The organism is Psychrobacter sp. GW64-MNA-CIBAN-0177 (assembly GCF_040309585.1).
GTDB lineage: Bacteria > Pseudomonadota > Gammaproteobacteria > Pseudomonadales > Moraxellaceae > Psychrobacter > Psychrobacter okhotskensis.
On the sequence record NZ_JBEOOY010000017.1, the window covers coordinates 55293 to 67918 of the forward strand.

The window sequence follows — 12626 nt, forward strand, 5'->3', positions numbered from 1 at the left end:
CCCCTTTTCTTATTCTGACTACTATTGCTCCTATTATGACTACTAGCGCCATGCCACAGATTAATCCTGAATACGTTCATTGGTTCCGCAACTCTGCCCCCTACATTAATACCCATCGCGGTAAGACTTTCGTGATTATGTTTGGTGGTGAAGCGGTCAATCATTCGAATTTCAGCACGCTTATTCATGACTTTGCCTTGTTACATAGCTTGGGTATCAAGCTAGTCTTGGTACATGGAGCACGACCGCAGATCGAAAAGAACCTGCAAGGGACTGATATCACCTCGCCGTTGCATGAAGACATTCGAGTGACGCCGCGTGTGGCGATGCCTTCTATCTTACAAGCCGTTGGTGCCATCCGCTTACAGATAGAAGCACAGCTGTCGATGGGACTGGCCAACTCACCCATGTATGGCTCGCGCATCGATGCCGTTTCGGGCAATTTTGTCACTGCTCGTCCCTATGGCATTCGTAATGGTGTCGATTATCAGATGACCGGTGAAGTGCGCTCTATCGACGTTGAGGCGATTAAAAATAACCTACTCCACGATCATATTGTGATTTTAGGCTCAATGGGTTATTCGGCGACAGGTGAAGTCTTTAATTTACTCGCCGAAGATGTAGCATTGAGCGCTGCGGTGGCACTTGGCGCGGACAAGCTTATATTTTTGGGTGAAGAAGCCGGCATCAATGACGATGACCGCTTGCTACGCGAGATGATTCCAAACGAAGTCGATCGCTTCTTACGGGATCGGGACTTAAACTGTGAGATTAACTACTTTTTAAATTGCGCCAGTAACGCTTGTCGCCAAGGTGTCCATCGCACCCATATTATCTCTTACGCCAAAGATGGCGCGCTATTGGAAGAGCTATTCACCCGTGATGGCTCTGGTACGCTCATTAGCCACGACCCTTATGAAGAGATTCGCCGCGCAGATATCGACGATGTCGTGGGACTTATTGAGCTGTTATCGCCATTAGAAGAACAAGGCATCTTAGTCAGCCGCTCGCGCGAACGCTTAGAGCAAGAGATTGATCATTATAGTGTCATTGAGCGTGATGGTATGATTTTGGGCTGTGCAGCGCTCTATCCATTAGATGCGGATGCTGCAGAAGTGGCTTGTGTCGCGGTTCATCCTGAATATCGTAGCGGTAGCCGCGGTGCTGACTTGCTGGCATTTTTAGAGCAGCAAGCACGCAGCCATGGTCTGCATAAGTTATTTGTTCTGACGACTCGTACCGCGCATTGGTTCGTTGAGCAAGGCTTTGCGGAAGTTGAGGCAAGCGCTTTACCAGAAGCGCGCCGTAAAAAATATAATAACGGTCGTAACTCTAAAGTGTTCCAAAAAACGCTATAGCACCAAAATCTCTATAGTCAGCGCCTAGGTTAAGTCGTTAAAAGCTCACTTAATTACCGCACACGAAAAAGCCCTCATAATAGTTATGAGGGCTTTCTTATTTCTTATAACCACTATAGGTTAAAAGTCTAATAACGCATTATTTTACTTTTAACAGCTCAACCGTAAAGATCAATGTGCTGTTAGGCTCGATACCTGAGTTGCCCGCTTCGCCATAAGCGATGTCTGATGGGATATAAAACTCATATTTGCCGCCCTCTTTCATCAACTGTAGACCTTCGGTCCAGCCAGCGATGACTTGATTCAGTGGGAACTCAATTGGCTCACCACGCTCATAAGAGCTGTCAAATACCGTACCGTCAATCAATTTGCCTTCGTAGTTTACTTCGACCACGTCAGTTGCTTTTGGTGATTTACCAGTACCTGGGGTGATGACTTTATATTGTAAGCCAGAAGCCGTCTCTTTTACGCCTTCTTTTTTCGCGTTTGCCGCTAAGAATGCTTCACCAGCAGCTTTATTGTCAGTCGCTTTGCTTTCCATATCTTTGACAAACTTCGCTTCTTGCTCTTTTTGATAGGTCATCAATACTTCTTGCATTTGCTCTTGCGTCAATGCGGAATCATTGCCTTCATAACCATCACGGAAGCCTTTTTCAAAGGTATCAAGATTTAGATCACCGACCGCTTCTTTGTTACCTTCAGCCATCATATAGCCCAAGCTATAACCTACTTTTTCATTGGCTGGGCTTTTTTCAGTGACTGAAACGCTTTGGGTAGAAGTTTCTTGATTACCATTATTAGTACTACAACCGGTAACTAATAACATAGCACTAGCAAGTGCACTAACGCTTAAAGTGGTGATTTTTTTCATATATTACTCTCAAATTGTAAGAATAGTGGCGAGATGTCACATATTTCTATAATAACAAATCTTAGTTTTAGGAGCCACGGTTAGGATAAAATTATCGGGCTAATGTACAGTCTGTGTTAAAATTTATCATAAAAATAACAAGTTATCACACAAATATAGTAACAGGTTAAGCTTTCTGTCTTTAAATCTATCAATACATCAGCTAAGCTAAATTAGTTAAGGTGATAAGTAACTGAACGTAAGTTTTACTAATATATGTTTAGGTATCGGTAGCAGCGCTGCGCAGTACAAATGTATCATCAGCGCAAGCCTATGTTTACCATAATAGTATTACTGATTCAGTCATTATAATATCCCTGTATAACTTAAATTAAAAATACTATTTATAATTACCATCTATATGGTTTTGCTGAATAATAACGGTGCTGGGTACATGACAATTGTGCCAGCTATTCTTGTTATTTTGTGGCTCATGTATGATGATTAAAGGAGGATAAGATGAATCCAATGTTTACATCTTTTAACGGTTATCTTGGTGGGCCCATCGGCTCTATCATTGGCGCGATTTTGATATTTATTATTGGCTGGCTCGTGGCACTAGGTATCGCGGCGTTGGTACGTGGTGTGTTGTCTAAAGTGAACCTTAACCAACGCATGAACTCTTCCACTGGTAAAACCTACGATCTAGAGGGTATTATCTCTAAGATTGTTTTTTGGTTTATCTTTATCATCGCAATTTCAGGGGCTCTTAGCCAATTGAACTTGAACTCTATTTCGGCACCATTTGCAAACATGGTCAACCAAGTATTGGCCTTTATCCCTAACCTTATCGGTGCTATCGCCCTTGGTGTGATTGGTTGGGTAGTGGCAACTGTTGCCCGCACAGCGATCAATGCTGCATTGGCCAAAACATCAATGGATGAGCGTTTAAGTGCACAAGCTGGCGTCAAACCAATGAGCAGCACAATTGCTGATATGGTTTATTGGTTCATCTTATTGGTTGTTCTAACCATGGTATTGGGTCAATTAGAGCTTGATGGTCTATTTGCACCATTGACTAATATGGTTGATAAAATCTTCAGCTTTATTCCGAACATCTTAATTGCTGGTGTTGTGTTTGTCGTTGGTTATATCATTGCTAAAGTAGTACGCGGCATTGTGACCAACCTTGTTTCTACTTTTGATGTGCAAAAACTGGCAACAAAAGCAGGTTTAAGCGAACAAAACAGCCTACCTAATATTGCGGGTTCATTAGCCTTTTTAGTTGTGATTATCCCAACGATTATCGCAGCATTAAATGCGTTAAAAATCGAAGTGATTGCTCGTCCTGCGACGAACATGCTGAACAAAATCATGGAAGCGTTGCCAAATATCTTTATGGCAGTTGCTATCCTCGTTGTGACTTTCTACGTGGTACGTATGGTCGCTAACATCATCAAAGGCTTGATCGAAAACACTCAGATCAACCAATTGCCTGCCAAAGTTGGCTTGCAAGAAACGATGGGCGATAAGAAAGTTTCAGACCTTGTTAGCTATGCGATCATCTTCTTTGCGATGTTATTCGCTTCTATCGCTGCCGCTGATTTATTGGGTTTTGAGCCTATCTCAGCTATCATCGCGATGTTTATTGCTTTCGGTGCCAACATCATCTTGGGCGCGATTATCCTATTCATCGGTTTTTGGCTTGCCAATATCATTGCTGGTGTCGTTGAGCGCTCTGAGCAAGGCTCACAGTTCTTAGCAAACATCGTACGTGTATTAATCATGGGTTTGGTACTAGCCATGGGTCTAAAAGCGATGGGTATTGCTGACTCTATTGTGAACTTAGCATTTGGTCTAACACTAGGTGCCGTTGCGGTTGCCTTTGCTCTATCATTCGGTCTTGGTGGTCAAGAAGCAGCAGCACGTTTCCTCCGCAAGATGCAGGATAAAATGGACAAAGAGCGTACTGAAGCAAAAGCGAAGTCTGCTTTGACGCCTAATTCATCGACGCAAGACAAAGTTGCTGATTCAGTTCGTGAGAATACGCCGAGTGCACCAACTACCTCGGCAACTAACTTACGTACAGATACAGTCGATACCACAAAACTTGGTACTGACCCTGTAAATACTACTGATGTTGGAACGACTAGAACTCCTGGAATTCAGACAGATAATGATTTATTACCTGGTAGTGGTCTTATCGACAACACTAATAAATAAGTCTTTATGACAGTATAATTTTGCATGAAAAAAGACAGCTTAGGCTGTCTTTTTTTGTGGGTATAATCAAAACATCCTAAGAACGCGACGGTATTGCTGATGTATCAATATTACTTTCCATTGACTATATTGGTTCGTGTTGGTTATTTCAATAGTTATATAGATGTAGTCAATTCGACATAAAACCGATACGCTAATATTACCAGCAGCACTGTATTTTTTTATAGTGATTCAACTATACTTTTTAAGATTGAACGCCTACGCATTTACCTAATTACCAAGGCGTGCCACTATTTATGGTTTATCTTTGCGGGCTGGAATAGAAAGGTTGAGACGAACTTGAGGCAAATCGTTTGCTTGCTGCGTCAATTTCTTGCTCGTAGGCTGCTCAGTACCTTGTTGTTTAAGGCGCTGTATTTGCTTGGTAAGTTGACGCTCGCGCTGGGTCATACTATTCATAGGTTGAATCCACAGATCGATATCTATAAAGGTCTCGCCTGCCTCAGAGATAAAGTCTATACCAAGTACAATGACGTGATGCAGCTCAGCCATCGGTAGCCGCGTGGCAACATCTTGCGCAATCTGCTGTAAGTTTGGCTGAATAGCCGCCTTACTATTCTGCCCCTGCCCATCTTGACCATAGAATATCAGCACATAATGCCGACCGAGATTTTCATACGAATGCTGATGTACTACATAGCCAGTTTTTTGCAACGCCTGCTGTTGTTTTGGGTGTCTATATAAAGTGCGGATAAGCTCATGCCGCGAAAACAAAGACTCATCTAAGAGTTGCTGCTGCCAAACAGAAAATGAGGGTGTTATTGACTCTTTATCTGCCTTAGCTTTTAGCTCTGCACTGACCGTATGAATCATCTGCGCACTAAGCTGCGACCAAAGTGTCGCGGCCTGCGCCATATGTTTCTCATACATCGGTGCCGTTTTGCTTTGATTCTTTTGCGCTAGGCTCATGGCTATCAATGCAGAATTGGGCGCTTGCTGAATACCGTACTTGATAAGCGCGTTATCGACCGTGATAGCGTGGTTAAATAAAGATACACTGCTTAAAAACTGCCTGATAATTCTTTCTTCGGACTCAAAGCTCGCGATGTGACTAGATACCGACTGCTGTAGCTGCTCTAGATGATATCCCAAAAACCGCCATAGCTCGCATGGTGTCTGCAACGCTAGCATTATCGAACACCAATCATGCCAGCTGAATATTTGAAGTTGCTGACCACTGTCACTTATATCAACGACTAAATCTTCCATAAAGTAGCGTGCAGCAAATTCATGCGTCACACGCTTTACTAAATCACTCGACCGACGATTGTTTTCAATATTAATTTTACTATCACTGTTATTGTCACTATCATTGTTGTCACTACTTTTAGCATACTCGCCGAACTGGATATCGACGATCAATACGTCATAGCTGAGCAGCTGAGCGTCTTTACTTTGAGAGGTGTAACTCTTATGCCATGCCAGCGCTGCTTTGACTGCTGCCATCCGCACTGACTCAATCTTAGCCAAGCTCGTCTCAGAAGGCAGAGTTACCGTGAGCGTTAATAGTTGGAGCTTACCTAATGGCAATCGATAGTGATACTGCCGAGCCTCATAACGCGCCTCTATGGTTTGGAGATTAGGTAAAACAATCTCTGACGCAGCTGCTTGCAGATAACAAACCAATTCATCAGCTAAATAACCCAATTCAGATGTGGCAGTAGTCGAATTTAACACAGTTCCAACCTTTTATTATCAATTGAATATAACGCATCCCATAATGCCACTGAGAACGATAATGCCCTTCTTGCAAGGATAATAAGCATTCTTCGCTAAAGAAAAACTAAACTATAGTCAAAATATCCTAAAAACGCGACCTTATTGCTGATATCAATTTTTTATAGCCTCTGTCAGCGTAGACACAGCAAGCAAGAAAAATGGATATCAACAGTGCGTGAGGTATCAATATTACTTTTCACTGACTATACATAAGTGCAATTATACAAAGTCGCTTTCAAAGCAATGACTTGTTATGATGACATAAAAGCAGCAAAGCTGATGCATCGATTTATAACTCACCCACCACTTAGGGTTTGCTTACTCATTTTTTATGTAGTGACTATTATCTGCATATGATAACAAGGACTGAACATCATGAAACGTTTTAAAGAAAAAACCGTCATCGTCACAGGGGCCGGCTCAGGTATCGGTCGCGCAACTGCCATTCGTTTTGCTCAAGAAGGCGCTAGCGTCGTTTTAGTAGGACGTACAGCTGATAGTTTGGCAGAAACCGCTAAGGAGTTTCCGACAGATCGCACTTGGATTCATACCGATAATTATATGACCATTACCTGTGATATTAGTGTGCAGAGCCAAGTACAAGAAATGATTAAAAGAGCCATCGATAAGTTTGAAAAAATCGATGTTTTGGTCAACAATGCGGGCAAAGCCACTCAAGGTAAAATTACTGAGCTAACGGCTGAAGACTGGAAGTCAGCGATTGATGTGAATTTAAATGGTACTTTTTATGTCTGTCAGGCAGCCATGCCGCACTTGATAGCAACCAAAGGTAATATCGTCAATGTCTCATCATTGTCAGGGGTCGGCGGTGATTGGAATATGGCAGCTTACAATGCCGCCAAAGCTGGCGTTAGCAATCTAACACGGACGCTGGCTTTAGATCATGGTCCTGATGGGGTACGTGTCAACGCGGTTAATCCGAGCGTGACTAAGACAAACATGACCAGTGCCATTCAAGATAATGATGCCAAGACCGATAAATTCTTAGATCGTTGTCCACTTGGTCGTTTGGCCACGCCAGAGGACATTGCCGCTGCCATTACTTTTTTGGCAAGTGACGATGCGTCGATGATTACTGGCGTCAATCTTGCGGTGGACGGCGGGGTTAGTGCTTCTAACGGTCAGCCTCAGTTTTAGCTATTGCTCTCTTTGTAATTGAATATGAGTATTTTGCTAGCCATCCCTAAGAGGCTTAAATACTCATATTCGCAAGACATATCTAATCGGCTGATTGATTAACATCCTGTAGTGGCTGCGACAAGCGCTCAGGATATTTTGGTAATACGCCTTTATATTGAGCATAGATTTTTGGCAAGTCAGCCTCGATATCTCCAGTAGGATAGACAGCGGTCAAAAAACGTATTTCTTTGGTTTTATAATCCAATGCCACTGGCAAAATAGGAACATCAGCGCCCAAGGCTAAATAATAAAAACCGGTTTTCCACTCTTTTCTATAATCGCGAGTGCCTTCTGGAGATAGCCCCAAAAACAGCGGCTCACCAGTCTTAAACTTAGCAATACTTGCTTGTAGCACTGAGCCCTTATTGCCACGATCGATGGGAATAATACCCAACCATAGTAATATCTGTGACAGTACTGGGACTTTGAATAGTGTGTGCTTACCCATAATGCTAACTTTTAAATCAATAGCAAACAAACCGGGCAAAGCATAGAGACCATCCAAATAAGAAGTATGCGGCAAAGCCAAGACGACTGCTTGCGACACATTTGGGATATCGCCGACGGTACGCCAGCCTAATACTTTTAACAAACGCGCACCGATAACAGGCGTAATAGTACCGCCGCGTTTGGGAATTAAGTCACCCAAATCTTTTTTGCCGAGTTTTGGTAAAATTTTAGAGCGTACAGACTGAGAAGTAACAGTTTTAGAGCGATGGCTAAATTTCGATGTCATAACGGCACCAGATAATAAAAGATATCAACATAATAACATTAACCTTATGCCACTAAATTGCCTTTTATAATCTTTTATCGTGCTGTCTCTTACTCAATCCTACAGCGAGCATCAGCCTACCTAATACTCGTTGTTACTATAGTTTATGAGATATCAGCCAAGTTACCTTTGTCCTCAAGCCAAGTCTTACGATCAGCAGAGCGTTTCTTAGCGAGCAGCATATCCATCACACTATTGGTTAATACCATGTCGTCCATGTCTAGCTGGACTAAGCGGCGGGTATCACGATTCATGGTCGTCTCACGTAGCTGCTCTGCACTCATCTCTCCCAGCCCTTTAAAGCGGGTAATTTGTGCTTTTTTATTACCCGGTACATTAGCCAAAATATGGGCAAGCTCAGGCTCATCTAACGCATAATGTACGTCTTTACCGACATCCACGCGATATAACGGAGGCATGGCGACAAATAGATGTCCTGCATCAACCAACGCTGGAAAATGCTTAACGAACAACGCGCAAATCAAGGTGGCAATATGCAGACCATCAGAATCCGCATCCGCTAAAATACATACTTTATCGTAGCGTAATTCGGACAAATCGTCTGACGCTGGATCGACACCGATAGCGATGGCGATATCATGGATCTCTTGGCTCGACAGCACGGTATCTGAGGATACTTCCCATGTATTTAGAATCTTACCGCGCAGTGGCAATATAGCCTGATAATGACGATCTCGTGCCTGTTTGGCACTACCGCCCGCCGAATCTCCTTCCACCAAAAATAACTCTGCACCATCACGTAAATCACCACGGCAATCAGCCAATTTACCCGGTAAGGCAGGACCTTGAGTAATCTTTTTACGCGCGACTTTTTTGGCAGATTTTAGGCGACGTCCTGCTTTATTAATCGCCAACTCGGCGATCTGAGCACCCATATCGGCATGCTGATTTAACCACAAACTAAAGGCATCTTTTGCCAATGTCTGTACTGCGCCAGCGGCTTCTCGACTCGATAAACGCTCTTTGGTTTGCCCTGAAAACTGCGGTTCAGAAAACTTAAGCGACAGGATATAATTGACCCCATCCCATACATCTTCTGCGGTCAGCTTGACACTACGCGGCAATAAGTTATGAATATCACAGAACTCACGTAAGGCCTCTAAAATACCTGTGCGCAGACCATTAACATGCGTGCCCCCCTGAGCCGTCGGGATAAGGTTCACATAGCTTTCTTGAATGGGCGTACCCCCATCTGGCAACCAAGACAAGGCAAAGGTAATGGCGGCACGTTCGCCCGCTTTCGCATCGTAATTATAATAGAACGGTGCTTCAGGCAACGTCTCAAGCCCATCTAACTGTTCGTTTAAATATTCAACGACGCCATCAGCAAACTGCCAGACAACTTTTTCATTATTAATATCATCGACGAACTCAATCGTCAAACCCGCGGCCAACACCGCTTTGGCTTTTAGATTGTGCTTGAGTTGTTTAACATTAAATTTTGGCGTATCGAAGAAACTACCATCTGCCCAAAAATGTACTTTAGTACCGCGTTTACGCTTGTTTGAGCTGATCGTTTCCGTCAAAGGCGTAACTGGTGCACCATTTTCAAAGACCATTTCAAACTGGGTACTATCACGCCATACGGTGACTTCCACTCGCGTGGATAGCGCATTGACGACCGAGATACCAACGCCATGCAGACCACCTGAAACTTCATAATTAGAGGTCGAAAACTTACCACCAGCATGTAAGCGGGTCAAAATCAGCTCAATCCCTGACTGTTTAAACTCAGGATGGATATCGGTCGGCATACCGCGCCCGTCATCCTCAACTGACAGCGAGCCATCACTATACAATTGAACTTTGATGGTTTTAGCATAACCCGCCAATGCCTCATCCACTGAGTTATCAATCACCTCTTGTGCCAAGTGGTTGGGGCGCGTGGTATCCGTATACATACCGGGACGACGACGTACCGGCTCAAGCCCTTCTAAAACTTCTAACGATTGCGCATTATATTCACTCACAAATGCTTCCCTTAATATTCACAGATCATTCATTCTATTGAACCATTATAACGAAAAATAGCGATGTTAAGGCCAATAGTCTATCGCTCACGTCAGATAATGTCGTCTCTTTAAGTCGATAACAAACGCTGTAGCATATCTATCACCATCGGTAATTGCTCACCAAAATCCGTAAATCTATGATCGCCACCCGCTTGCACAGTTACCGTCGCTCCCTGCGTTTGATAAAAGTCTTTTGATAGCTCAGCACTTAGCAGCTCGTCATCTTCTTTTAGCAAGACCTCAATTTTATTCGGATAATTAATGGATACCAATTGATGATCTGCAAACCATTGTAAATCTGCAGGGGTTATTTCCCAACCGCCAGCGGTCGTATGCAGGACATTACTATGAGATAACTCGTCACTGCTTTTTTTATTTGATACTGAGATGTCAGAAAAACGCTGTAGAGTAACATGAGGCTGAGTGCTAGGGTTTAGCAATAGTGCGGGGCAACCTGTATGATTACTCACCAAGGTAGAAAAATAGCCTCCTAACGAGCTGCCAATCAGTACAGTTTTGTCTTCTTTATTGAGTTCGGTTACCAATTTAACTAGTTGCTCAAACACTTGCTCAGGGGCGCTGTTAAGATCAGGGCGATATACGTTAATATCAGCATGATGCTGCTGGCCATAGCTTTCTAATAATATGCCTTTGGTCGAGTTGGCATCACTATCCAATCCATGAATATAAATAATGTTCACGTACAATCTCACTTATTAATTTTGTTATGATGACTTTATATATGCTATAAAAGCTAAGCATAGCATTGCCTCGCCAAAAACAGTAACAATAAAGCGGCACACTATTATTCGTTATTTACGACATAATAGTGTTTCAAAATAAGATAAGACAAGTTAAGGGAATAACGATAAGTGCGATGGAGCCGCCATGAATCAACAGTTTGAGCTGTTCGAGATTGCCAATCCGTGTATTGGTGTGTGCACGAGCAATAAAAAAGGCTATTGCTTTGGTTGCCTGCGCAGTCGTCCTGAGCGGCAGTTATGGCATGACATGACGACTGAGCAGCGCCGTGAGGTATTACGGCTCGTCGCTGGACGCAAGCAACGTATCGAACAAATGAAACAGCGTAAAGGCGAACAGCTAGGATTTGATTTTGAAGAAGTGATTGAGATTGGTGAGTTGTTTTAAAAGGTTAAAGGTCAAACATCATTTGTACTTTGGACTTTTCATCAGCTCTCTTACCAATTTTTTGGATCAGTACTATAGTTTTCAGACATAACTCTTTTTAGTCCTGTAAACGAATCAGGTAATTCTTTAAACACTTCTTCAGATATATATATAAATATAGGCAGTGAAAAGTTAATACTCATACCTTTTTGCCAATTGTTCCAAGTATCCTCTCTTACTCTACCTGTTCTACGTAGAAATATTTGTTCGTTACAGAAATCTATATAGTTATATATTACATTTGAAGCTTGAGTGATTTCTTCACCAGTTAAAGTTTTCCCTATGAGTGCGTTATATGGGATATTGTTAGATATATCTCGATACTCTTTAGAAATAGAATCCTCAAAAGCTGTTATAGATTGCTCTGTATTTTTCCGAACTTGATATATAGCAACCATAACTCCTAAAGCAGTTACATATGGAGCTAAGAAGACATAACTTTTTAAAAATTCAATGATGAGTTTATACTCCTACAAATATTAAGCTTTGTTGAACGCAACAGAATGGTTAGATAAAAGATAAAAATAACGAACACTGATAGCATTTTGATTCTATTTAATAAATTTATTGGGATTCTCTATTTTTGGTAAAACATTTTTTTACCGACACGAGTCAACTTGAATTTATCAGAGGACGATTTTTTTAATATTCTTTGATTTAATAAAGAGATGCAGGCTTCTGTCTCAGAGTTATTTTTAGGCACATAACCTACTCCAGTGAGTAGTTTTAAATTGGATTCAAGGAAACCGAAATCATTATCTGAAATGCTAAGAATCGTTGGGTCAGAAACATTATTTTCACTTAATTTAAACCAAGCTAATATGGATGTACTTTTATCGTATAGAAACCAAATAGCAGTAATACCGCCTAGTAAGGTAGCTATTATTAATACTAAATCCAAGCAATACTCCATAAATATCTAAAAATTTATTATCATGTATATTTAACAGCAATATAACAATCAATAATATACCAATGAAATCTATATCACGCACTCTTTTACAGCTGCATAGAATCAATATCTCGAGCAGATTTCAGCTTTAATCTGTATATAAATTACGGCATGATGAACGTCAATAAAATCTCAAACCCACGCACAAAGAAAAGCCCCTTAATACGCTAGTATTAAGGGGCTTTTCAAGTATAGAGAGCTGACGATGACCTACTCTCACATGGGCGAACCACACTACCATTGGCGCAACGATGTTTCACTTCTGAGT

Annotated in this window: 11 protein-coding genes; 4 read left to right on the top strand and 7 right to left on the bottom strand. The window is 42.0% G+C overall.

Annotation, left to right across the window (positions count from 1 at the left end; genetic code table 11):
• Positions 1 to 35 precede the first annotated feature (35 nt).
• Positions 36 to 1358 carry an amino-acid N-acetyltransferase gene (argA, locus tag AAEY79_RS10740; protein ID WP_025653185.1) on the top strand — a complete coding sequence of 441 codons (1323 nt, stop codon included), beginning with the start codon at positions 36 to 38 and terminating at the stop codon, positions 1356 to 1358.
• Positions 1359 to 1497: 139 nt separating this feature from the next.
• On the opposite strand, the gene AAEY79_RS10745 is transcribed toward argA, so the two are convergent.
• Positions 1498 to 2229, bottom strand: coding sequence for an FKBP-type peptidyl-prolyl cis-trans isomerase (locus AAEY79_RS10745; protein WP_025653184.1), 732 nt, complete (start codon positions 2227 to 2229; stop codon positions 1498 to 1500).
• A 498-nt stretch (positions 2230 to 2727) separates the two neighbouring features.
• On the opposite strand from AAEY79_RS10745, the gene AAEY79_RS10750 reads away from it, so the two are divergent.
• Positions 2728 to 4431, top strand: coding sequence for a mechanosensitive ion channel (locus tag AAEY79_RS10750; RefSeq protein ID WP_025653183.1), 1704 nt, complete (start codon positions 2728 to 2730; stop codon positions 4429 to 4431).
• Between the two features lie 294 nt (positions 4432 to 4725).
• On the opposite strand, the gene AAEY79_RS10755 is transcribed toward AAEY79_RS10750, so the two are convergent.
• Entirely contained in the window at positions 4726 to 6168 is a 1443-nt protein-coding gene (locus AAEY79_RS10755; protein ID WP_025653182.1) for a hypothetical protein, read from the bottom strand.
• Between the two features lie 417 nt (positions 6169 to 6585).
• Here AAEY79_RS10755 and AAEY79_RS10760 point away from each other — a divergent pair, with 417 nt between their 5' ends.
• Positions 6586 to 7368, top strand: coding sequence for an SDR family NAD(P)-dependent oxidoreductase (locus AAEY79_RS10760; protein ID WP_025653181.1), 783 nt, complete (start codon positions 6586 to 6588; stop codon positions 7366 to 7368).
• Between the two features lie 82 nt (positions 7369 to 7450).
• Here the strand turns inward: AAEY79_RS10760 and AAEY79_RS10765 are convergent, their stop codons facing one another.
• The 3 genes from AAEY79_RS10765 to AAEY79_RS10775 form a co-directional block, all read right to left on the bottom strand.
• A complete protein-coding gene (locus AAEY79_RS10765; RefSeq protein ID WP_201567163.1) occupies positions 7451 to 8146 on the bottom strand; it encodes a lysophospholipid acyltransferase family protein in 696 nt (231 codons plus the stop codon).
• A 143-nt stretch (positions 8147 to 8289) separates the two neighbouring features.
• The gene (parE, locus tag AAEY79_RS10770; protein WP_201567161.1) at positions 8290 to 10176 is read right to left on the bottom strand and encodes a DNA topoisomerase IV subunit B; all 1887 of its coding nucleotides are present in this window, start codon (positions 10174 to 10176) and stop codon (positions 8290 to 8292) included.
• A gap of 110 nt (positions 10177 to 10286) precedes the next feature.
• A complete protein-coding gene (locus tag AAEY79_RS10775; RefSeq protein ID WP_025653178.1) occupies positions 10287 to 10919 on the bottom strand; it encodes a YqiA/YcfP family alpha/beta fold hydrolase in 633 nt (210 codons plus the stop codon).
• Positions 10920 to 11106: 187 nt separating this feature from the next.
• On the opposite strand from AAEY79_RS10775, the gene AAEY79_RS10780 reads away from it, so the two are divergent.
• Positions 11107 to 11367, top strand: coding sequence for a DUF1289 domain-containing protein (locus AAEY79_RS10780; protein WP_173240416.1), 261 nt, complete (start codon positions 11107 to 11109; stop codon positions 11365 to 11367).
• Positions 11368 to 11417: 50 nt separating this feature from the next.
• Here the strand turns inward: AAEY79_RS10780 and AAEY79_RS10785 are convergent, their stop codons facing one another.
• Both AAEY79_RS10785 and AAEY79_RS10790 read right to left on the bottom strand, forming a co-directional pair.
• Complete coding sequence (locus AAEY79_RS10785) at positions 11418 to 11804, bottom strand: hypothetical protein (RefSeq protein WP_025653176.1); 387 nt, start codon at positions 11802 to 11804, stop codon at positions 11418 to 11420.
• Between the two features lie 179 nt (positions 11805 to 11983).
• On the bottom strand, positions 11984 to 12307 hold the full coding sequence (locus tag AAEY79_RS10790; RefSeq protein WP_025653175.1) for a hypothetical protein: 324 nt from the start codon (positions 12305 to 12307) through the stop codon (positions 11984 to 11986).
• Positions 12308 to 12626 lie beyond the last annotated feature (319 nt).